The sequence below is a fragment of the Achromobacter marplatensis genome (genome assembly GCF_049060505.1).
In the GTDB taxonomy this organism is placed as follows: Bacteria; Pseudomonadota; Gammaproteobacteria; order Burkholderiales; family Burkholderiaceae_B; genus Achromobacter; species Achromobacter marplatensis_A.
This window is the reverse complement of record NZ_JBMGRB010000001.1, coordinates 901,536-923,392: the sequence shown is the minus strand read 5'-3', so window position 1 is coordinate 923,392 and position 21,857 is coordinate 901,536. Positions and strand designations below refer to the sequence as shown.

Genomic DNA, 21,857 nt, shown 5'->3' with positions numbered 1-21,857 from the left:
TGATCCCCCTAGGACAAACCAAATTAATGGATGAAAAAAACGAAAGCCGTACTGACCGTCTTGGCGCGAGCCCGACGGCATTCTTGCTGGGTACGTGCGAAATTTCTTTCATTATAGTTTCGTTCAGCTTTCCGTATGATTGGACGACCGCGATATGGACACGGGATTTCCCTAGGTCAGCCCGGTAATTTCACGCTTTTACCCCTGCGCACGGACGAAAAAAAGCCCGCCGAAGCGGGCTTTTTGGCGCAATGCTGAAAGACTTACAGCACCGACTTGAGCAGCTTGCCCATTTCGGAGGGATTGCGCGTGGTGCGGATGCCGCAAGCTTCCATGACTTCCAGCTTGGCGTCGGCCGTGTCGGCGCCGCCAGAGATCAGGGCGCCAGCGTGGCCCATGCGCTTTCCAGGAGGAGCGGTGACACCAGCGATGAAGCCGACGACCGGCTTCTTCATGTTGTCCTTCGCCCACTCGGCAGCGTTGACTTCGTCCGGGCCGCCGATTTCGCCGATCATGATGACGGCGTCGGTGTCGGGATCGTCATTGAACATCTTCAGGACGTCGACGTGCTTCAGGCCGTTGATGGGGTCACCACCGATGCCGACGGCGCTGGATTGACCCAGGCCCAGCTCGGTGACTTGCGCCACGGCTTCATACGTCAGGGTGCCCGAACGGCTGACGATGCCGATGCGGCCCTTGCGATGGATGTGACCCGGCATGATGCCGATCTTGATTTCGTCCGGCGTGATCAGACCCGGGCAGTTCGGGCCCAGCAGCAGCGTCTTGCTGCCCTTGGCCTTCATGCGGTTCTTGACTTCCAGCATGTCGCGGACCGGGATGCCTTCGGTAATGCAGATCACCAGATCCAGTTCGGCTTCGACAGCTTCCCAGATGGCAGCGGCGGCGCCGGCCGGCGGCACGTAAATGACGGACACGGTCGCGCCGGTGTCGGCCTTGGCGTCTTTCACCGTAGCGAAAATCGGCACGCCTTCAAAGTCTTCACCCGCCTTTTTGGGGTTCACGCCGGCCACGAAGGCAGCTTTACCATTGGCGTACTCACGGCACATGCGGGTGTGGAACTGGCCCGTCTTGCCCGTGATGCCCTGGGTGATGACTTTGGTGTCCTTGTTGATCAGAATCGACATTTGTGAATCCTTGGGAATTTTTTACTTGACGGCGGCTACGACGCGGGTGGCGGCTTCGGCCATCGTGTCGGCGCTGATGATCGGCAGACCCGAGTCGGCCAGCATCTTCTTGCCGAGTTCTTCGTTGGTGCCCTTCATGCGGACGACCAGCGGCACGTTCAGGTTGACGGCCTTGCAAGCAGCGATCACGCCTTCGGCGATGACGTCGCAGCGCATGATGCCGCCAAAGATGTTGACCAGAATGGCCTTCACGCTCTTGTTCGCGAGCATGATCTTGAACGCTTCGGTGACCTTCTCGGCCGTAGCGCCGCCGCCGACGTCCAGGAAGTTGGCCGGCTCGCCGCCGAACAGCTTGATGGTGTCCATCGTGGCCATGGCCAGACCGGCGCCGTTCACCAGGCAGCCGATGTTGCCGTCGAGCTGGATGTAGGCCAGGTCGAACTTGCTGGCTTCGATTTCAGCGGGGTCTTCTTCGTCCAGGTCGCGGTAGGCGACGATTTCCGGGTGGCGGAACAGGGCGTTCGGATCGAAGTTGAACTTGGCGTCCAGGGCGATGATGTTGCCCTTGCCGTCGCGGTTCAACGGGTTGATTTCGACCAGCGACGCATCGGTGTCCATGTAGCACTTGTAGAGCTTCTGGAACACGTCCACGGCTTGGGCGGTGGAGTCGGCGGGCAGGCCGATCGCGTTGGCGATCTTGGTGGCTTGCTCGGCGGACAGGCCGGTCAGCGGGTCGATGTATTCGGTGATGATCTTTTCGGGCGTGGAGTGAGCCACTTCCTCGATGTCCATGCCGCCTTCGCTGGAAGCGATGAAGGCAACCTTCTGCGTGGCGCGGTCAGTGACCAGCGACACGTAGTATTCCTTCTGGATGTCGGCGCCGTCTTCGATGTACAGGCGGCGAACCTTCTGGCCTTCCGGGCCGGTCTGGTGCGTGACCAGCTGCATGCCCAGGATTTCCGAGGCCAGCTTGCGGACGTCGTCCAGCGAGCGCGCCAGCTTCACGCCGCCGCCCTTGCCGCGGCCGCCCGCGTGGATTTGTGCCTTGACGACCCAAACCGGTCCACCCAGCTTTTCAGCGGCTGCCACGGCCTCGTCGACGGAAAGAGCGGGGATCCCGCGCGGCACCGGGATGCCAAATTGCTTCAGCAGTTCCTTGCCTTGATACTCGTGGATTTTCATGTGTTACCTGTCAGGACGTATGAGAAAGAGAAGGTGAATCGGAGGACGAATCGGCCGATGCCTCAGCGCTACCCCCGGTGTACCACTTGGGATAGTGCTCAGCCACCACCGGGCCGCCAGTGCTGAGCGCATGACAGCCATCCAATTGAAATGGACGCCGGTTCGGGTTGGTTTCCTGCCGCCGGCGGTTGGCCATGGTCTGGACCGCCGCGGTGGGAAGCACCTGCGACAGCTCGGTCATGTGCGTACAGCCTTCCACGTGCCCGAACCGCTCTTTGACCTGGCGGCGGAATCCCTTAAGCAGATTCATGCCGATCAGGTCAGTGTAAGCCGGCTCGATGGCCATGCAATGACCGCCGTAAGGGGCGGCGTCGTAGACCGCCTGCGCCGCCAGGATCGAGAAATTCTCGTCGATGGTGATGCGCAGGTGCATATGGTGGATGGGCTGCCCGGCCTTGAACATCTTGCCGTCGCTCTTGGGAAAATCGTACGCCTTCACGTCGATCAGCTCGGCTTCCAGATCCCAGTTGCCGTCTTCGCGCGCATACGACTGCACGCGTATGGAACGCGTGTGTAGCGGTTGGCGAGGGTAATCCGGCGGTGGCAAGGGCATGCTGGGGGCCTGCGGGGCGAAGATGGCCTGCGCATGGTGCGCGGCAACAAAACCTTGAAAGTATAGCGCAGGCAGCCGGCAATCAACCGCCTAAGCGCTGGTCGTTTGCTGGGGGACAGAGCGCGGCGGAGGCCCCGAGACCCTCATGGCGGACTTGGCCGGCCAGGCGCGCCGCGGCCTGATGGTTCAGAGCATCAATGAAAAAGCCCCTGGTTCGCGCGCACAACGCGCGAACCAGGGGCTATCTTCCGAAGCCCGCACTGGGCGCGGGCAGTCGGACAGCCGCCCGTCAGGCCGATTGGCGCAGCGTGCGGGCCGCCTGCACCATGCCGATCAACGCGGCCTCGGTTTCGGGCCAAGCGCGGGTCTTCAGGCCGCAGTCAGGATTCACCCACAGGCGTTCCTTCGGCAGGCGGGCCGCCGCCTTTTCCATCAGGCCGACCATCCAGTCCACTTCCGGCACGTTGGGCGAATGGATGTCGTACACGCCGGGGCCGATATCGTTCGGGTAGTCGAAGTCTTCGAACGCCTTGAGCAGATCCATGTTGGAGCGCGACGTTTCGATCGTGATGACGTCCGCATCCATCGCAGCGATCGATTCGATGATGTCGTTGAACTCCGAGTAGCACATGTGGGTGTGAATCTGCGTTTCATCGCGCACGCCGGCGGTCGACAGGCGGAAGCAATCCACGGCCCAGTCCAGGTACGCCTTCCAGTCGGCGCGGCGCAGCGGCAAGCCTTCGCGGATGGCGGGCTCGTCGATCTGGATGACGCTGATGCCGGCGGCTTCCAGATCCAACACTTCGTCGCGCAGCGCCAGGGCCAATTGCCGGCAGGTCTGTTCACGCGGCTGGTCGTCGCGCACGAACGACCATTGCAGAATGGTGACGGGACCGGTCAGCATGCCCTTGACCGGCTTGTCCGTGAGCGACTGCGCATAGGACGACCAACCCACCGTCATCGGCGCGGGGCGAGCCACGTCGCCGAAAATGATTGGCGGCTTCACGCAGCGCGACCCGTAGCTTTGCACCCAGCCGTTCTTGGTGAACGCGAAGCCGGCCAGTAGCTCGCCAAAGTACTCCACCATGTCGTTGCGTTCGGGTTCGCCGTGCACCAGCACATCCAGGCCCACCTTTTCCTGGAAGCGAATGACTTCCTCGATTTCTTTGCGGATCGCGGTCTCGTAGCCCGAGTCCGTCAACGCGCCGGCCTTCCAGTCGCGGCGCAGCGCGCGGATTTCGGCGGTCTGCGGGAACGACCCGATCGTGGTCGTCGGGTACGCGGGCAGGCCCAGCTGCGCTTGCTGGCGGGCGATGCGACCGGCGAACGGCGCGCGGTCGCGCGACACGGCCGCGGCGCCAGACATCCGCTGCCCCACCACCGGATTATGGATGCGGGCCGACGAGCGGCGCGCGCCCAAAGCGGCGCGTTGCTCAACCAGACCGGCCTGCACCGTGGGTTCCGTGGCGCTATCCAGCGCGCGGCCCAGCAGGCTCAATTCTTCCAGCTTCTGCGCAGCGAACGACAGCCAGCTTTTCAGTTCGGCGTCCAGTTCGGTTTCGTTGGCCAAATCCACCGGCACGTGCAGCAGCGAGCACGACGGGGCCAGCCACAGGCGGTCACCCAGTTGCCGCTTGACCGGCGCCAACACGGCGATGGCGGCATCCAGATCGGTGCGCCAAATGTTGCGGCCATTGATGATGCCGGCGGACAGCACTTGATCGGCGCGCAGGCCGGCCACGACGTCGGCCAGTTGCTCTGGCGCGCGGACCAGATCCACATGCAGGCCAGCCACGGGCAAGGCTTGGGCAGTGGCCAGATTGTCCTTCAGGCCGTCGAAGTACGTGGCGATCAGCAGCTTGACCGGGCTGGAGGCCAACGCGGCATACACCTGCTTGAAGGCATCGCGCCAAGCTTGCGGCAGGTCCAGCGCCAGGATGGGTTCGTCGATCTGCACCCATTCCACACCCAGTTTGGCAAAGCGGCCCAGCACCTCTTCGTACACGGGCAGCAGCGCGGCCAGCAGTTGCAGCTTGCCTTCGTCGGCGGCGCCGGCCGCGAAAGCGTCGCCCTTGCCCTGGTACAGCCAGGTCAACGGACCCGGGATCACCGGCTTGACGGCGTGGCCCAGCGCTTGCGCCTCGTGGATCTGCTCGAACAGCGATTCCCGCGCCACGCGGAAAACCTGGCCGGGAACCAGTTCAGGCACGATGTAGTGGTAGTTGGTGTCGAACCACTTGGTCATTTCGCAGGCGGCGGCGGGCTTGCCCGTCGGCGCACGGCCGCGGCCCATGCGAAACAGCGTGTCCAGCGTTACGGGTTCTTTGTCGTTCTGCCCGAAACGTGCCGGCACGGCCCCCAGCAGCGTGCTCCACTCCAGGATCTGGTCGTACCAGGCGAAGTCGCCCACGGGTACGAACTTCAGGCCGGCAGCGGCTTGCAGCCGCCAGTGCTTGGCGCGCAGTTCGCGGCCGGTTTCCTCCAGCGCTTCGACAGTTTGCTTGCCGGCCCAATATGCCTCCACAGCGCGCTTCAGTTCGCGCTGGGCGCCAATGCGAGGGAACCCCAGATTATGAATAGTAGTCATGAGAACACCGCCATTAGACAAGATTTGTTCAAGTGACGACCATTGTGCAGGCAAAATTAGATGAGACAAAATCAATGTCTACATTTATAAGATGAAGAAATCTCATACAATATAAGTTCATTCCACCCTGAAGGGGTCGGAGCCTGCCGCGGACGACCGCCAGGGCGCCGCCCCCCCACACCCACGCCGATGCTCGAAATCCGCCATCTTGAAACGCTGACCGCCATCCGCGAAGGCGGCAGCCTGCAAGAAGCCGCTGAACGCCTGCACCTGACCCAATCCGCGCTGTCGCACCAACTGCGTGACCTGGAAACCCGGTTGGGCACGCCCTTGCTCAACCGGCGCACCCGGCCGGCCCGCCTGACAACCGCCGGATTGCGCGTGCTGGCGCTGGCGGACGAAGTGCTGCCCCGCATCCGCGCCACCGAACGCGAATTGCAGCGCCTGGCTGCGGGCCGCACGGGTCGCCTGCATCTGGCCATCGATTGCCACTCGTGCTTTCAATGGTTGATGCCGGCACTGGACGCGTTTCGGGTGCAATGGCCCGACGTGGCGCTAGACCTGTCGGCCGCCTTTTCGTTTGCGCCGTTGCCCGCGCTGGTGCGCGGGGACCTGGATCTAGTCATCACGTCGGACCCGCAGCCGCTGGAAGCGGTCGAGTACCTGCCGTTGTTCAAGTACGAACTGGTGTTGGCGGTGTCGGAGTCCAACCCGCTGGCCGGCAGCAAATTCGTCATGCCCGACCAGTTGGCCGACCAGACGCTCATTACCTATCCGGTGGACAAGCAGCGACTGGACATCTTCACTGCCTTCCTGGACCCGGCCGATGTGGAGCCCGCCGCCATCCGCAAGGCGGAACTCACCCCCATCATCGCGCAACTGGTGGCCAGCAACCGCGGCGTGGCCGCGCTGCCGAACTGGGCGTTGACCGAATACATGAATCAGGGCTGGCTGCGGCAATGCCGCCTGGGGCCGCAAGGCGTGTGGCGCACCCTATACGCGACGGTGCGCAGGGAAGACACGGACGCGTCATACATCGATGAGTTCCTGAACATTACCCGCGACGTCTGCTTCAAGACGCTGTCAGGGATTAAATCCGCTAGATGATGTTTGCCCCCACGCTGCGCGTGCTGCGCACGCTTGCTGCCCCCCGAGGGGGCTTTTTTACCTTGGGGGCGGCCCGGCGGTAAAAAGCGCCCCCACGCTGCGCATCAGTCTTCGTCGTTGTCGCCGAGGATCCGGCGGATGACGTCGTGCGCGAAGCCGCGGCTGGCCAGGAAGCGGGCTTGCTTGGCGTAGGCCGCGCGGTCGGCGGGCTTGGCATCGAAGCGCTTTTTCCAGACTTCCAACGCGCGGTCGTACTCGGTGGCGCGCAACTGGTCGCGCAACTCGGCCACCTGCGCGTCGTCAACGCCATGCTGGCGCAATTCCTGCACGATGCGCGCCGCACCCTGCCGCGACGCGCGCCGGTGCACCAAGCTTTGCGCGAACCGTTCGGTGGATAGCCAGCCCTCTTTTTCCAGCGTATCCAACACGGCTTCGACCTCGGCGGCATCGTCGGCGTAGGCGGAAAGCTTGCGCGCCAGCTCTTCGCGCGCGTGTTCGCGCCGCGACAAATACCCCACGGCGCGCATCTTCAGCGAAGGCCCTTTACGTTCAGGCTTGCCGTCTTCCGTGTCTGCTTGGCCTTCGACGTTGGCGCCGCGCCGGCCACGGGCGGATGAGCGCTGCTCGGAACTGCGGTGCCATTCGTCCGGATCCGCGGCGGGGGCCGCGGCTTCCTGTTCACGGCGCGCATCGGACGTGCGCCGCAAACCCTGAGGCTTGGCGACGGTTTCAAACTCGTCATCCAACTTGGCGCGAAGACGGTCGGCTGACGCGGGGGTCGGTTTCCAGCTCATGCGCTTTCCTGCTTGCTATGCAAAAACGGCAGGCCCGTCATGGCGCCTGCCGCATGTCGCCGGCCCGAAGGCATGGCGCGCAATGTGCGGGCTGCCTGCGGAGATCCGCGGGCAGCCGCAAGATGGCTTATTCGGCGGCGTCTTCCGCCGTCGGCACGAATTCGGCGGCACGGCTGACGATGCCCTGGTTCTCACGAACGCGGTTCTCGATCTCGATGGCGATTTCCTTGTGCTCTTTCAGGTATTCACGGACGTTGTCCTTGCCCTGGCCAATGCGGTTGCCGTTGTAGCTGTACCACGCGCCGGACTTGTCCACCACGCTGGCAGCCACGCCCAGATCGATGATTTCGCCTTCGCGCGAGATGCCGGCGCCGTACATGATGTCGAATTCAGCCTGCTTGAACGGGGGCGCGACCTTGTTCTTCACGACCTTGACGCGGGTTTCGTTGCCGACGACTTCGTCGCCCTTCTTGATGGAGCCGATGCGGCGGATATCCAGGCGCACGGAGGCGTAGAACTTCAACGCGTTGCCGCCGGTCGTGGTTTCGGGGTTGCCGAACATCACGCCGATCTTCATGCGGATCTGGTTGATGAAGATGACCATGCAATTGGTGCGTTTGATCGTGGCGGTCAACTTGCGCAGCGCCTGGCTCATCAGGCGGGCTTGCAGGCCGGGCAACGAATCGCCCATTTCGCCTTCGATTTCAGCCTTGGGCACCAGCGCGGCCACCGAGTCGATGACGATCAGGTCGACCGAACCCGACCGCACCAGCGCGTCGGTGATTTCCAGCGCTTGCTCGCCCGTATCCGGCTGCGAGATCAGCAGGTCGGTCAGGTTGACGCCCAGCTTGTTGGCATATTGCACGTCCAGCGCGTGTTCCGCGTCGACGAAGGCGCAGGTGCCGCCGATCTTCTGCATTTCAGCGATGACCTGCAACGTAAGCGTCGTCTTGCCCGACGATTCCGGGCCGTAGATTTCGACCACGCGGCCGCGCGGCAGGCCGCCGACGCCCAGTGCGATGTCCAGCCCCAGGGAACCCGTGGAAACGACCTGGATATCGTGCGAGACCTCGTTGTCGCCGTAGCGCATGATCGAGCCCTTGCCGAACTGCTTTTCGATCTGCGAGAGCGCGGCGGCAAGCGCCTTGGCCTTTTCCGAAGCGGCGGCCTTGGTGGTTTTGTCGTCCATGTAGAGTCCTGTCTGTAACGTATCTGGTGTCGAAGGGTGCCGGAGAAGTCGCCGGTCAGGCTGTGCAGGTTTGCGCTGCGGTCTTGCCCTGCAGTCTTGCTGGATAGCTTGCCTGGGGTTCAGATTTGCGCTGCGCTTTTGATCCAAGTGCAGATTATGGCATCGGATTGTACTGTACAAAAAACCAGTGTGCCAGAGTTTTGCACGTATACCCTGAGTGGGCAAGCCCCGCGCCATATGACAGAATCCAAAGCGAACCCGGCGTTTCGTCCCTTTTCCGCCGCCGGGCCCGCCCATCAAGCGGATTAACAAGGCGGACAGCTCCCTATGGCGGGGCAGGCCAAGCGCGCAAAGCGCGGGCCGCACAGGGACCTCTTCACTAGCAGCCCATGCGTATCCTGATCGCCGAAGACGACAGCATTCTGGCCGACGGCCTGTCCCGGTCCTTGCGCCACAACGGCTATGCCGTCGACGCCGTGCGTGACGGGCTGGCCGCCGATTCGGCGCTGGCTGCCCAGGCGTTCGACCTGCTCATCCTGGATCTCGGCCTGCCGCAATTGGCCGGCCTGGAAGTGTTGCGCCGCCTGCGCGCCCGCAATTCCGCCCTGCCCGTCCTGATCCTGACCGCCGCCGACAGCATCGAGCAACGCGTCAAGGGGCTGGACCTGGGCGCCGACGACTATATGGCCAAACCCTTCGCGCTGTCCGAGCTGGAAGCGCGCGTGCGGGCGCTGACCCGGCGCGGCGCGGGCGGCGGCGCCACGATGCTCAAGCATGGCCGGCTGCTGTTCGACCAGACCGGCCGCGTCGCCATCGTGGACGACCAGACGTTGGACCTGTCCGCGCGTGAGGTCAGCCTGCTTGAGATCCTGCTGACCCGTAGCGGGCGCATGGTCAGCAAGACGCAACTGGTGGACCACCTTTGCGAATGGGGTGAGGAAGTCAGCACCAACGCCATCGAGGTCTATGTGCACCGCCTGCGCAAGAAGCTCGAGCCCAGCGGCGTGAAGATCGTGACCGTGCGCGGACTGGGCTACTGTCTGGAGCGGGACCAGGGTGCCGCGTACCTCGCCAGCTGAATCCGCAAGGCCCGAGCCGCTGAATCAAGAAGCACTGGATATCTTGCAAGCCGGCTCCAAAGGCCCCAGCTTCGCACCGCCCCAGCGTTCGCTGCTGGGCGAAATCCTGGACTGGATGCTGGCGCCGCTGTTCCTGCTGTGGCCCATGAGCGTCGCGATCACCTATGTGGTCGCGCAGAATATCGCCAACGTGCCCTACGACCGGGCGCTGGCCAACAATCTCCATGTGCTGACCCGCCAGGTCCACGCCCAGGACGGCCGCGCCGTCCTGAAGATGACCGATCCCGCGCGCGACGTGCTGCGGGCCGACGAAACCGACAGCGTGTTCTGGCTGGCGCTGGGCAGCCGCGGCGAATACCTGGGCGGGGACCGCGCCCTGCCGCTGCCGGCCTCCGTAGGCCAGCCGCGTCCCGGCGAAGTCCAGTACGAAGACGACACCATGCGCGGCTTCGGCATCCGGTTGGCCTTCACCTGGGTCGATCTGAATCTGCCCGACACCCAGCCGGCGCTGCTGATCGTGGCCGAAACGGTGGAAAAGCGCACGCAATTGGCCAACGACATCATCAAGGGCGTGATCATTCCGCAGTTTGTGGTGCTGCCGATCGCCGTGCTGCTGGTGTGGTTCGGGCTGTCGCGCGGCGTCGCGCCCCTGAACGCCCTGCAGCAACGCCTGCGGGCCCGGCGTCCCGACGACCTTTCCCCCATCGACGAACGCGCGGCGCCGTCCGAGATCGCGCCGCTGGTCGCGGCGATGAATGACCTGCTGGACCGCTTGTCGGCCAACGTCCAGGCGCAGCGCCGCTTCGTGGCGGATGCCGCGCATCAGTTGAAGACGCCGCTGGCGGGCCTGCGCACACAGGCCGAACTGGCGTTGCGCGACGCCAGCCCCGAAGAGATGCAGTCCAGCCTGCGCCAACTGGTGACCGGATCCGAACGCGCGACGCGGCTGGTCAATCAGCTGCTGTTGCTGGCGCGCGCCGAAAACCCCAGCGCCATCGGCCTGACGCGCACGGATATCAACGCCATCGCCTATGAACAGGCCATGCACTGGGTGCCGCAGGCGCTGTCGCTTAGCACCGACCTGGGCTTCGAGGGCTCGGACGAGCCCGTCGAAATCAGCGGCAACCCGTTGCTGCTGGCCGAGCTGCTGAACAACCTGGTGGACAACGCGTTGCGCTATACGCCGCGTGGCGGCCACATCACCGTCCGCGTGCAGCGCGTGGGCGACGAAGCCGTGCTGGAAGTCGAGGATTCCGGCCCCGGCATCCCGCCCGAAGAGCGCGAACGCGTGTTTGACCGTTTTTACCGCGTGCTGGGCACGGGATCGGACGGCAGCGGGCTGGGCCTGGCGATCGTGCGCGAAATCGCCCAGAAGCATCAGGCCACCGTTTTGATCAGTGATCATCCCAACGCGCATTCCGACCTGCCCGGCACCCGCATCCGCGTGGTGTTCCCGGGTTACGACGACCGCCCAAGCCTGCTTGAAAGTTGAGCGCCACCGCAGCATCGCCGCCTAGGACTATCCCTAGTCCCGCGCGCAACAGTTACGTCTAGTTTCAATTTTAAGATTCGGGTAAGGGTTACGTCAGAACCTCGTCAGCCTCGCGCCTCAATGTTGCGTATAGCTCGATGTCGGCTCGCCGGCAAAGGGCCAAGCACGGCGGAAAACCGCCGGCCAAAAAACGAGGAGACATCATGAGCACAACAACCATGGCAGGCCGCGGTCCTTCCGCGGAACCGCGCCCGATGACCAAGGATGAACGCCGCGTCATCTTCGCGTCATCACTCGGCACGGTTTTCGAGTGGTACGACTTCTACCTATATGGCTCGCTCGCAGCCATCATTGCGCAGCACTTCTTCTCTGGCGTGAACCCCACCGCGGGCTTCATTTTCGCCCTGCTGGCATTCGCCGCAGGCTTCGCCGTGCGGCCGTTCGGCGCACTGGTGTTCGGACGCCTGGGTGATCTGGTCGGCCGCAAATACACGTTCCTGGTCACCATCGTGATCATGGGCTTGTCGACATTCCTGGTCGGCGTGCTGCCCAGCTACGCCAGCATCGGCCTGGCCGCTCCGGCCATCCTGATCGTGCTGCGCCTGCTGCAAGGCCTGGCGCTGGGCGGCGAGTACGGCGGCGCGGCGACCTACGTCGCCGAACACGCCCCGCACGGCCGTCGTGGCTTCTACACCTCGTGGATCCAGACCACCGCGACGCTGGGCCTGTTCCTGTCGCTGTTGGTCATCCTGGGCATCCGCACGGTGATGGGCGAAGACGACTTCAAAGCCTGGGGCTGGCGCATTCCGTTCCTGATCTCGGTCGTGCTGCTGGGCATCTCGGTGTGGATCCGCCTGCAACTGAGCGAATCGCCCACCTTCAAGCGCATGAAGGAAGAAGGCAAGGGTTCGAAGGCCCCGATCGCTGAATCGTTCGGCCAATGGAAGAACTTGAAGGTCGTGATCCTGGCGCTGCTGGGCCTGACCGCCGGCCAGGCCGTGGTCTGGTACACGGGCCAGTTCTACGCACTGTTCTTCCTGACGCAGACGCTGAAGGTCGACGCCAACACCGCCAACATCATGATCGCGATCGCGCTCCTGATCGGCACCCCGTTCTTCGTGGTCTTCGGCGCGCTGTCGGACAAGATCGGCCGCAAGCCCATCATCATGGCGGGCTGCCTGATCGCCGCGGCGACCTACTTCCCGATCTTCCAGGGCATTACCCACTTCGCCAACCCGGCGCTGGAAAAGGCCCAGGCCACCGCTCCCGTCACGGTCATCGCTGACCCGGGCACCTGCTCGTTCCAGTTCAACCCGGTGGGCACGTCCGCGTTCACCAGCTCTTGCGACGTCGTGAAGTCCTTCATGGCCCGCAACTCGGTGAACTACAAGAACGAAGCGGCGCCGGCAGGCTCGGTAGCCAAGGTCAAGATCGGCAACGACGAGTTCGTCTCGTTCGACGGCAAGGCCATGGCCCCCGCCGACTTCAAGGCCAAGGCCGCTGAACTCGACAAGGCGCTGACCACCGCGATCCGCAGCCACGGCTACCCGGCCAAGGCAGATCCGGCGCAAAGCAACAACGTCATGGTCGTGGTGCTGCTGGCGATCCTGGTCCTGTACGTGACCATGGTCTACGGCCCCATCGCCGCCATGCTGGTGGAAATGTTCCCGACGCGCATCCGGTACACCTCGATGAGCTTGCCGTACCACATCGGCAACGGCTGGTTCGGCGGCTTCCTGCCCCCGGTCGCCTTCGCGGTGGTGGCTGCCACGGGCAACATCTACGACGGCTTGTGGTATCCGATCATCATCGCAGTCATGACCCTGGTCATCGGCACGCTGTTCGTGCGCGAATCCAAGGACAACGACATCAACGCCTAAACGACCATCCCCCGCCGGGTGGGACTGCTGCGCCTGCCCGGCCTTTAAAAGCTCCTTATGGAGCTTTTTTTTTGACTAATCTCTTGGTCACTTTCAGGACGATGTCAGACCCTCGCGCTTAGACTGGCGCTTCAGATTGCGGCCTTGCGCCAGATCGGCTGACGATTGATCCCCCTGTCAGACGATTGCAGGGCTAGTGTTCTGACACCGATACCGCGTTCCCCGCGAGCCTTTTATGACGCGGTATTGTGTGCTCCCGTACCGGCCCGGCCTTTATTGCGCCGGGCCGCTTTTTTTTGCGCGCGGACAAAAGAATGGCGGCCGCAAGGCGGCCGCCATGGTCGGGTTCAGGCCGGTCGGACCGGCCGCCCTGTCAACGGCGCATGCCGACGCCAATCGCCAACACGCCGGCCACGATGGCAGCGATGCCGGCCCAGGCGGGGATGGGCACCGACTTTTCGGTTTCGGCCGTGGCCTTCACCGAACCGATCTGCAAGACGGTTTCTTCGGACTTGTAGTTGAAGCCCTTGTAGGCCAGGGCCGCGATGCCCAGGACGATCAGGATGGCGCCAATGATTTTCATGTGTTCCTCTCCGATTCCATGTCGGTGCGCGGAAGTTAACGCATAGAACCGCGTGTGTCAGTGACAGAACGTGTCGCCTGTCGCCCCCCCTATTGCAGCACTTCGGCAAACTGCCCGCGTCGTATAGAATCTACCCTTTTGGCCGACGCTCATGTGGTTCAAAAACCTCAAGATTTACCGCCTCTCCTCGCCGTGGACGCTCGTTGGCGAGCAGCTTGAAGAAACGCTTGCGCGCCACGCCTACCAAGCGGGCAACAACCTCGAAATGCAAAGCCTGGGCTGGGTCCCGCCGCGCGAAAACGGCGGGCTTGCCCACGTCGTCAACGGCCAGATCCTGCTGTCCCTGCGCGCAGAAAAGAAGCTTCTGCCCGGCACCGTGGTGAACCAGGTCGCCAAGGCGCGCGCCCAGGAAATCGAAGAGCAGCAAGGCTACAAGCCGGGTCGCAAACAGATGAAGGAAATCAAGGAACGCGTCACGGACGAACTCCTGCCGCGCGCCTTCAGCGTCTACCGCGACACCCGTGTCTGGATCGACCCGCAGAACCACTGGCTGGTCATCGACGCAGCCGCCTCGGCGAAGGCCGACGAAGTCATTGGCCTGCTGGCCAAATGCGTAGACCCGTTCCCGCTCGAAAACCTGTACGTGGCGCAATCGCCCGCGTCCGCCATGACGGGCTGGCTGGCCGAAGACGAGGCCCCCTCCAACTTCACCATCGACCAGGACACCGAACTGCGTTCGTCGGGTGAAAGCGGGGCAGCCATCCGCTACGTGAAGCACTCGATCGACGCCGACGACGTGCGCCGCCACATCCAGTCGGGCAAGCAGTGCACGCGCCTGGCCATGACGTGGGCCGACCGCATCTCGTTCGTCCTGACCGAAGGCCTGGACGTCAAGCGGGTTTCGCCGCTGGACGTGCTGAAGGAAGGCAACGAAGGCGTGGCCGCCAACGATGACGAGAAATTCGATTCCGACATGATGCTGATGACGGGCGAACTTGCCAAGATGATGACCGAGCTGGTCGAAGCGCTGGGCGGCGAAAAGAAAATTTAAGCCGCGTCAGCACTGGCTCGAAGCCAAAGGCCGTCCTGTTTTGAACTGCCCCCCGAAGGTTGGATCTACGTCCAACCTTCGGGGGGCAGTTAATTTCAGGGCGGCCTTTTCATTTCCACTGGCGTCACGCACCGGACCTCGTCGATACGCACCGGGCTTGGCCACCCGCGCCGCCGCCACACTCAGGCCGCGACGCTGCGGTCCCGGCCGGCCTGCTTGGCGCGGTACAAGGCCTTGTCGGCGCGGTCGATCAAATAGGCATAGTCCGGATGGCCGTCGAACGTCGCCACGCCGATGCTTGCCGTGATGCGCAAAGCACCCGCCTCTGGAATCGAGAATGCGTGGCGCCGGATTTCGGCATTCAGTTTCTCGGCAGCAGCCAGCGCCGCGTCTTGTCCCGAGTCCACCAGCACCACCAGAAACTCTTCGCCGCCGTAGCGGAACACAAAGTCGCTGGAACGGCAGGCCTGATGCACGACTTCCGCGAACTGCCGCAGCACCTGGTCGCCGCCGGCATGCCCATGCGCGTCGTTGATCGCCTTGAAATGATCGATGTCCAGCAGCAGCACCGAAAAGTGGCTGCCCTGGCGCCGGGAAATAGCGATTTCGCGTCCCACCACCGACGGCAGGAAGCGCCGGTTCAACACATTGGTCAAGGGATCGCTACCGCTCTCGATCTCGGCCACCATGTCGAACAGACCATTGAGCAGATGCTTGATGCGCGCCACCAGTTCTTGCAGTTCGCGGACCTGGTCGGGCATCGGTACCTGCTGCTGCGCATCCGCCAGCATCAACTGCGGCAGCACCACATCATCCAGCCGCGTGACGGCCTCGGTAATCTGCCTGAGCGCGGGCGCACTTTCGAACAGCACACCGCCCTTGTGCTGCAACCACAGCCCGAACTCCGATGCCGCCAGACGCGGCAGCGCCTGCTCCGGCGCGCGGTAGTGCAGACCGATCAGCACGGCCTGACTCCATTCCAGCAGCGCGGCGCGCTGGCGCTCGCGTTCGGTCGAAATGTTCTGGCCCAGCGCAAAGAGCCGATACGCCTCGTCGTTGCGCGCGCCACGGTTGATGTCGCGCATGAAGGCGCGGCTCATCTGCTCGATCGCCAGGTCGAACAGATTGCAGACATACTGCGTGGCGATGGACGCGGCCGTGCCGTCCAGATCGCTTGCGCGCAGCCGTTCGGCAATCTCGTTCTTCAGGATACGAGCGCCCGCCATCACCAGATGGATGGGGATATGGACGCGGGCATGCACTTCGCCCACCTTCTTCTGCGTCGCCATCAGCGCGGCAATGTCGCCCTGATCGCGCACGCAGAACAGGCCTTTCAGCCAGTTCTTCATGCCGCTGTGCAGCCGCGTCGAGACGATCTCATGGGACAGGCGCGGGCCGGCCTCGGCATCGGCCAGCAAGGTGGAATAAAAAGCGTCCACCAGCTCCCTGGCGCTATCGCCCACCACGGCCGCGACCTGGCCGCGCGTATAGGCATCGACCGATTGATAGACCGCTTCCCAGGCTTGCGCGTTCGACGCGCTCAGGTAGCACGCTTGGCCCGCGCCGCCCGTCCACGCCGGAACCGCGCCATTGCTCGAAGACATAAGATCATCCGCCCCAAAAACTCCGCGCGTGTCTTGGAACGACACGCGATGGAAAAACAGCGCGGATTATCCTTCAAATATCAAACACCGCCCCACCTTGGTGCAATTGCAGGCGGGGCGGTGGGCGGGCGGGCTTATTCCAGACCGTGAAACACGGAGTCGTCGGGACCGACATGCGACGGGTGTTGCCAGGTCACGTCGCGCAGCGAGTGCTGCACCAACCCTTCCACGCCCAACAACACCGCGAAGATCGCCATGCGGATCGGAATGCCGTTATCGGTCTGACGGAAGATAGCCAGGCGCGGATCATGGTTCAGGTCCACGCTCAGATCGTTGGCGCCCGGGCGGCTGTCGCGCGGCAGCGGGTGCATCACGATGGTCTCGGAGCTGCAATAGGCGTCGATGATGGCGCGGTTGATCTGGAAGTCGGGCGTGTAGCCTTCGTTCTCTTCGTTGGCGAAGCGCTCTTTCTGCACGCGCGTCGCATAGATCACATCGGCGCCCGAAAGGCCTTCGGCCAGTGACGTCTTCTGTTCAATCACGTTGCCATTGCGACTGGCCTGCTCAATGATGTAGCTGGGCATTTCAAGGCCCTTCGGCGACACCAGCGAAAACTTCACGTTCTTGTACAGCGCCATCAGCTTGATCAGCGAATGCACCGTGCGGCCGTACTTCAGGTCGCCGACCATGGCGATGTGTGCGCCGTCCAGCAATTTGCCCAAGCGCGAGAACTCGGTCAGGATCGTGTACAGATCCAACAGGGCCTGGCTGGGGTGTTCGCCGGGACCGTCGCCGCCGTTGACCACCGGGATGTTGGTGGCGCGCGCGAATTCCGCGACCGACCCCTGGTCCGGATGACGGATCACCATGGCGTCCACGTACCCGCTCATGACGCGGCTGGTGTCATAGATGGATTCGCCCTTGGCCATCGACGAAAACGTGAAGCCCGTCGTGTCGCAAACCGAGCCGCCCAACCGGCAGAACGCCGAACCGAAGCTGACGCGGGTACGCGTGCTGGCTTCAAAAAACAGGTTGCCCAGCACGGCGCCCTCCAGCACCCGCGACACTTTCTGGCGGCGTGCGATGGGCTGCATCATGTCCGCCACGCGGAACAGGTCTTCGACCGACTCGCGCGTGAACTGGTCCACCGACAACAGCTGATTCTTGCCTTCGACGGCAATGCGCTCGCGCAACGGCCCGTCTTGTACGCTTTGCGTATATTTTTCCAGCAGCACCCCGTTTTGCACGATTTCGCTGACAAAACGCTGGACCACTTCCGGCATCGCGCGGAATTCCTGCGAGCCTTCTGGCAGTAGCCAGGTATCCAATGCCCGGCGCTTCACGCCGATCCGAGTGGCGAACACGTCGCGCGTGAGGTTCAGGCGGCGCATGGCGTCGCGCAGGAAGGCTTGCTGGGAGATGGTCATGACGGACCCCGAGAAAGAGGATTTATATACGCACCGCGCATATTATTCTCAACACAAGAGCAAGTCCAACATTTTTGCGTACAAGGGTTTACCCTTGAAACCTTAGCGACTGGCGTAGGACGTCATCTGCTGGGGATCCGTGGTGGCCTGCCCCAGCGAGAACCAGCAAGCACCGCAAAACGCCAGGGCGCTGAGCAGGTAGCAGGCCATCGCCAGCAACTGGGCAGGCCAATGGCCGCGCGTCGGATGCCCTCTGTCGCCCTGGCGCAACAGGCTGACCTGCGCCAGATAGGCGAAAAGCACTCCCAGGCATGACGTCAGCAGTCCGGCCAGGAACAGCGCCAGCGGCAACTGAAGGTCTGGCGCCGCGATGTCGCCGCCCACGATTCCCAGCGAAAAAGCCACCAGGACCAAGGCCGCGCCCCCGTTCAGCCACCCCAGGAAACGGAACGCCCCCGCCAGCAGCGAGAACGGCGCGCCAGAGGATCGAAGCTGCACGCGGGAATCCATGCGCTAGCCGCCGTTGGCCGTGCGGCAGACCGGTGTCGCGCTCTGGATCGAGGCCCGGGCAGCGGCGATTTCAGCCGCATCCCAACGCCCTTCGCCCAGCACGGTCACCGTCACCTTGGACTTGGCCGGGCCGTCGGCCTCGGCCGAAATCAGCTCCAGCACCGTGGCGGGCTCGCCCACCTTGTACAGCTGGATTTCGTCGGGAGCGCCTTTTTCGCCCAGCGAGTGGCGCCATGCGTAAGCGACGCCGTAGGCATGCTGCACATTCACATGGCAGGCGCGGACATATTCGCCGCCACGGCGGAATGCGGCCTGGTAGTTGGTGTCGACGCTGAAGGTCTCTTTCCTTACGGTATCGGCCTCGTAGACGCCCTTGCTTGCGCATCCGGCCAACAGAGCCGCCAACGCCACACCCACCCATACTGACTTGCGCATGATTCTTCCCGCATTGAAATTCGGACTCCCGCGATTATGCCAGCGGCTGCAAAAAGGCCACGCGGGAAATGCCTGGACATTTCTGGCGTGGCCTTGAGCCGGCTAGGCGGCAACGGGAGGACGGCCTACTTGTTCGCGGCGCCCTCGATTTTCTCACCGCCTCGCTGGATGTCCTTGCCAGCGCCCGCAACAGTGTTGCAGCCAGCCGTAAGGGCGGCGATCGAAAGCAGCATGACGAGAACGACTCTGTTCTTCATAAACCTCTCCTGTCTGGGCGTAGAAACCGAAGCCAGCATACCCCAAAGGCCCCGATTTGCGCATCCTCCCGATTCCGCTGCCGGGCCGCCGCAGTCAAGGGGCCCAATGAACGTCCCCGCTGGACCCCGGCCGCGCCGCCGGCCGCTTTAGAAAATCTATCCTCACTTACCAGGAATGATCGTTTTACTACCAGTGGCATTGAATCCAGAATCGGTCCTAACCCTGTATTCCAGGAAATAGCCCTACTGTCTTCATTGCCCATGACCTCCCCCGCTTTGCACCTTTATACGGACAGTTCGCCCAATGGCTTCAAGATCACCATCGCGCTTGAAGAATTGGCGGTGCCCTACCTGCTTCACCCTGTGCGCATTGACTTGGGAGAGCATCGCCATCCCGATTTCCTGGCGCTGAACCCCCATGGCCGGATCCCGGTGCTGCATGACGCCGACACCGGCATCACCCTGTTCGAGTCGGCGGCGATCCTGCTGTACCTGGCCGACAAGACCGGCCGCCTGCTGCCCGCCGATCCCGCGGCGCGCTGGGAGGCCATCACCTGGCTGATGTTCCACAGCGCCAGCATGGGGCCGCTGCTAGGCCAGCGCGTGCATGCCGAATGCTTTGCCGAAGACCGCCACGAAGCCTCGATCCAGCGCTATCGACGCTTAAGCGAAGACACCTTCGCCGTGCTCGACGCGCGCCTGGCGGTGCGCGAGTGGCTGGCGGGCGACGACTTTTCCATCGCTGATATCGCGACTTTCGGTTGGATGCACATTGCGCGGATCGTCGAATTCGATTTCAGCCGGCATGTGCACCTGAGCGCCTGGCACCTGCGTGCCAGCCAGCGCCCGGCCGTGCAACGCGGTATCGCCCTGCCCCAGCCGGCCACCGGCCCCTGATGCTCGCGCGTCCAGCTTTCCTTAATGTCCCCACGACCTTATCCATGCCTGAGCCCACGCCTGATCCCATGCCCCATTCCGCGTCCACCCCCTCAACGCCCGCCGGCGCGTCCGCCCCCGCCTTTGCCATGCACCCCGGCTACCGGCGCATGTTCGCCCCGGACCGGCTGACGGTGGGCGTCTTTCTTCCCTTGCGGTTCTATCAAGGCGATATGGCCGTGTTGCAAGGCCAGGCCGACCTGGTCGCCGACATCGACCGCCGGGGCTTTGCCGCCGTATGGGTCCGGGATGTCCCTCTTTTCGATCCCGGCTTCGGCGACGCCGGGCAGGTATTCGACCCCTTTTCCTATCTTGGATATCTGGCGGCCCGCACCGAACGCGTCGCGCTCGCCACGGGCAGCGCGGTCTTCCCGTTGCGGCACCCCATCGATCTCGCCAAGGCCGCCGCCACACTGGACCGGTTGTCTGGCGGCAGGCTGGTCATGGGGATCGCCTCGGGCGATCGCCCCGTCGAATTTCCCGCATATGGGCTGGACGCCGCGCAGCGCGGGGATCGGTTCGCCCAAACCGTCTCTTACTTCCGACAGCTGTTGCAAGCTCCCCACGGCGCCATCAATTCTCCCCTGGGCCGACTGGCGGGGCCGCAGTTGCTGCCCAAGCCGTCCGGTGGGCGCGTGCCGTTGCTGATCACCGGTTCTTGCCGCCAGACACCGCAATGGGTCGGTGAACACGCGGACGGCTGGCTGACGTACCCCGACAGCACACACGACGACGCCGGCCCCGAACGGCTGGCGCAAAAGATCCGATCCTGGCGCGCGTTGATCCCGGATGCCGGGTTCAGGCCGCACGCCACCAATGAATGGCTGGACTTGAGCGCCGATCCGGACCATCCGCGCACGCCAATGCAAGGCGGCTACGTGCTGCGCACGGGGCGCCGGGGCTTGCTGGACCTGCTGGCGCGTTGGCAAGCGGCCGGCGTCAACCATGCGGCGCTGGGCATCCAATTTTCGGAACGCCCGCCTGCCGAAGTGATCCAGGAACTGGCCGAAGAAGTCCTGCCCCACTTTCCCTCGCATGATGACGTGGCTCCCGCTCCCGTTCGCTGGTAGATCGGTCCGACCTACAATGCGGCCCGGCCGCGGCTGTCGCGTATTTGCCGGCAATGGATTAGGATTCGAAAATGAGCAAAAAACCTGTACCGCAGAACGCTGGCGCAGCCCCGCAGGGCTGGGGCTGGGAACAGCCGCAATGCCGTGGACAAGCGGCATTGGCGCTGTTCATCGACGATCTGCACCGAATCCTGCAAGCCCATGCCGCTGGCAAGCTCGCGGACAGCAGCACGTTGGCCGACGCGCAAGCGCACGTTGACGAACTGCTGGCCCGCTATAACGAAATCAATGCCGCTCCGGAAATTTTCCTGGGACAATCGGTCGAACTAAAGGAAGGCGTCGACCGGAATGGCGTTTCTCATACGGTACCGATTTTTTCAGCCCGTCTGAAGAAATCGCTGGTGTCGATGCTGGGACAAGGCCCCGGCTGAAACGCCCCTTATTTCCGGCCTGGCAGCGGCGGCCGGCACTGAACCAGAACAGCTACAGGAGACCCCCACAATGAATTCGGACAATGTCGTAGAGTTTCTCCGCCTGCTGTCGCTGGATGTCTCGCTGGGCGCTGCCGCCCAGCACGCTGCCGGCCAACCGGATGCGCCGCTGGCGCTAGCCCGCTTGGCAACCGCGCATGGCCTGCCCTGCAGCGCTTCGGACTGGTCCTTCTTTGCGCGCAGTTGCCTGGATGCCTCGACGGAAACGCAGGGGGATGCGGACCCTGCCGCCACCATTTGGCAACTGGTACAGGACCCCGCCCACGGCACCGACATTCCCGCCAGCGCGATCACGCGCGTCATCGGCATCATCACGCAGCCGGACGGCGGCCCGCCCGTTGTCGGCCACGTCGTGGGCGACTTGGCGCCGCGCACGCCGCTGGGCATGGCGCCCTACCCCACCGGCTCCTGATCGACCCGCACGG

At 63.7% G+C, this 21,857-nt stretch carries 21 protein-coding genes; 9 read left to right on the top strand and 12 right to left on the bottom strand.

The genetic code is table 11. The annotated features are described in order from the left end of the window. Positions 1-263: 263 nt before the first annotated feature. The 4 genes from sucD to metE all read right to left on the bottom strand — a co-directional run bounded on the left by sucD (position 264) and on the right by metE (position 5,527). Entirely contained in the window at positions 264-1,145 is an 882-nt protein-coding gene (sucD, locus tag ACI0FO_RS04140) for a succinate--CoA ligase subunit alpha (RefSeq protein ID WP_054423501.1), read from the bottom strand. A gap of 21 nt (positions 1,146-1,166) precedes the next feature. After that, the gene (sucC, locus tag ACI0FO_RS04135; RefSeq protein ID WP_169270045.1) at positions 1,167-2,327 is read right to left on the bottom strand and encodes an ADP-forming succinate--CoA ligase subunit beta; all 1,161 of its coding nucleotides are present in this window, start codon (positions 2,325-2,327) and stop codon (positions 1,167-1,169) included. A 10-nt stretch (positions 2,328-2,337) separates the two neighbouring features. After that, positions 2,338-2,940 (bottom strand): DUF2889 domain-containing protein, encoded by a 603-nt coding sequence (locus ACI0FO_RS04130; RefSeq protein ID WP_416024311.1) that lies wholly within the window; start codon positions 2,938-2,940, stop codon positions 2,338-2,340. A 289-nt stretch (positions 2,941-3,229) separates the two neighbouring features. After that, the gene (gene metE / locus ACI0FO_RS04125; protein ID WP_416024309.1) at positions 3,230-5,527 is read right to left on the bottom strand and encodes a 5-methyltetrahydropteroyltriglutamate--homocysteine S-methyltransferase; all 2,298 of its coding nucleotides are present in this window, start codon (positions 5,525-5,527) and stop codon (positions 3,230-3,232) included. A 189-nt stretch (positions 5,528-5,716) separates the two neighbouring features. Between metE and ACI0FO_RS04120 the strand changes: the two genes are divergently transcribed. Then, positions 5,717-6,634: a LysR family transcriptional regulator gene (locus ACI0FO_RS04120; protein ID WP_416024307.1), complete on the top strand. Its 918-nt coding sequence runs from the start codon at positions 5,717-5,719 to the stop codon at positions 6,632-6,634. A gap of 104 nt (positions 6,635-6,738) precedes the next feature. Here ACI0FO_RS04120 and recX read toward each other — a convergent pair whose 3' ends face one another. Together recX and recA are read right to left on the bottom strand one after the other, a co-directional pair. Beyond that, the gene (recX, locus tag ACI0FO_RS04115) at positions 6,739-7,428 is read right to left on the bottom strand and encodes a recombination regulator RecX (protein WP_416024305.1); all 690 of its coding nucleotides are present in this window, start codon (positions 7,426-7,428) and stop codon (positions 6,739-6,741) included. A gap of 127 nt (positions 7,429-7,555) precedes the next feature. Further along, entirely contained in the window at positions 7,556-8,617 is a 1,062-nt protein-coding gene (recA, locus tag ACI0FO_RS04110; RefSeq protein ID WP_105554869.1) for a recombinase RecA, read from the bottom strand. Positions 8,618-9,006: 389 nt separating this feature from the next. Here recA and ACI0FO_RS04105 point away from each other — a divergent pair, with 389 nt between their 5' ends. The 3 genes from ACI0FO_RS04105 (at position 9,007) to ACI0FO_RS04095 (ending at position 13,068) form a co-directional block, all read left to right on the top strand. After that, positions 9,007-9,696 carry a response regulator transcription factor gene (locus ACI0FO_RS04105; RefSeq protein ID WP_006218337.1) on the top strand — a complete coding sequence of 230 codons (690 nt, stop codon included), beginning with the start codon at positions 9,007-9,009 and terminating at the stop codon, positions 9,694-9,696. Between the two features lie 115 nt (positions 9,697-9,811). Next, positions 9,812-11,188: a sensor histidine kinase gene (locus ACI0FO_RS04100; protein WP_416024557.1), complete on the top strand. Its 1,377-nt coding sequence runs from the start codon at positions 9,812-9,814 to the stop codon at positions 11,186-11,188. A 218-nt stretch (positions 11,189-11,406) separates the two neighbouring features. After that, positions 11,407-13,068 (top strand): MFS transporter, encoded by a 1,662-nt coding sequence (locus tag ACI0FO_RS04095; RefSeq protein WP_416024555.1) that lies wholly within the window; start codon positions 11,407-11,409, stop codon positions 13,066-13,068. 373 nt (positions 13,069-13,441) lie between these two features. Here the strand turns inward: ACI0FO_RS04095 and ACI0FO_RS04090 are convergent, their stop codons facing one another. Then, complete coding sequence (locus ACI0FO_RS04090; RefSeq protein WP_105554872.1) at positions 13,442-13,651, bottom strand: hypothetical protein; 210 nt, start codon at positions 13,649-13,651, stop codon at positions 13,442-13,444. Between the two features lie 151 nt (positions 13,652-13,802). On the opposite strand from ACI0FO_RS04090, the gene ACI0FO_RS04085 reads away from it, so the two are divergent. After that, the gene (locus ACI0FO_RS04085; protein WP_416024302.1) at positions 13,803-14,702 is read left to right on the top strand and encodes a recombination-associated protein RdgC; all 900 of its coding nucleotides are present in this window, start codon (positions 13,803-13,805) and stop codon (positions 14,700-14,702) included. 182 nt (positions 14,703-14,884) lie between these two features. On the opposite strand, the gene ACI0FO_RS04080 is transcribed toward ACI0FO_RS04085, so the two are convergent. From ACI0FO_RS04080 to ACI0FO_RS04060, 5 genes are all read right to left on the bottom strand, one after another. Then, on the bottom strand, positions 14,885-16,306 hold the full coding sequence (locus ACI0FO_RS04080; RefSeq protein ID WP_416024300.1) for a diguanylate cyclase: 1,422 nt from the start codon (positions 16,304-16,306) through the stop codon (positions 14,885-14,887). Between the two features lie 134 nt (positions 16,307-16,440). Continuing rightward, positions 16,441-17,733 (bottom strand): aspartate carbamoyltransferase, encoded by a 1,293-nt coding sequence (locus ACI0FO_RS04075; RefSeq protein WP_183016170.1) that lies wholly within the window; start codon positions 17,731-17,733, stop codon positions 16,441-16,443. 102 nt (positions 17,734-17,835) lie between these two features. Beyond that, positions 17,836-18,243 (bottom strand): hypothetical protein, encoded by a 408-nt coding sequence (locus ACI0FO_RS04070; protein ID WP_416024298.1) that lies wholly within the window; start codon positions 18,241-18,243, stop codon positions 17,836-17,838. Positions 18,244-18,246: 3 nt separating this feature from the next. Continuing rightward, positions 18,247-18,678, bottom strand: a complete 432-nt coding sequence (locus tag ACI0FO_RS04065; RefSeq protein WP_416024296.1) for a BPTD_2524 family lipoprotein — start codon at positions 18,676-18,678, stop codon at positions 18,247-18,249. A gap of 125 nt (positions 18,679-18,803) precedes the next feature. Next, positions 18,804-18,935 carry an entericidin A/B family lipoprotein gene (locus ACI0FO_RS04060; protein ID WP_105555535.1) on the bottom strand — a complete coding sequence of 44 codons (132 nt, stop codon included), beginning with the start codon at positions 18,933-18,935 and terminating at the stop codon, positions 18,804-18,806. Positions 18,936-19,196: 261 nt separating this feature from the next. Between ACI0FO_RS04060 and ACI0FO_RS04055 the strand changes: the two genes are divergently transcribed. From ACI0FO_RS04055 to ACI0FO_RS04040, 4 genes are all read left to right on the top strand, one after another. After that, positions 19,197-19,832, top strand: a complete 636-nt coding sequence (locus ACI0FO_RS04055) for a glutathione S-transferase family protein (RefSeq protein WP_416024293.1) — start codon at positions 19,197-19,199, stop codon at positions 19,830-19,832. Positions 19,833-19,960: 128 nt separating this feature from the next. Further along, entirely contained in the window at positions 19,961-20,941 is a 981-nt protein-coding gene (locus ACI0FO_RS04050) for an LLM class oxidoreductase (protein ID WP_416024554.1), read from the top strand. Positions 20,942-21,012: 71 nt separating this feature from the next. After that, the gene (locus ACI0FO_RS04045) at positions 21,013-21,372 is read left to right on the top strand and encodes a hypothetical protein (RefSeq protein WP_416024292.1); all 360 of its coding nucleotides are present in this window, start codon (positions 21,013-21,015) and stop codon (positions 21,370-21,372) included. Positions 21,373-21,442: 70 nt separating this feature from the next. Continuing rightward, complete coding sequence (locus tag ACI0FO_RS04040) at positions 21,443-21,844, top strand: hypothetical protein (protein WP_416024290.1); 402 nt, start codon at positions 21,443-21,445, stop codon at positions 21,842-21,844. The last annotated feature ends 13 nt before the right edge of the window (positions 21,845-21,857 follow it).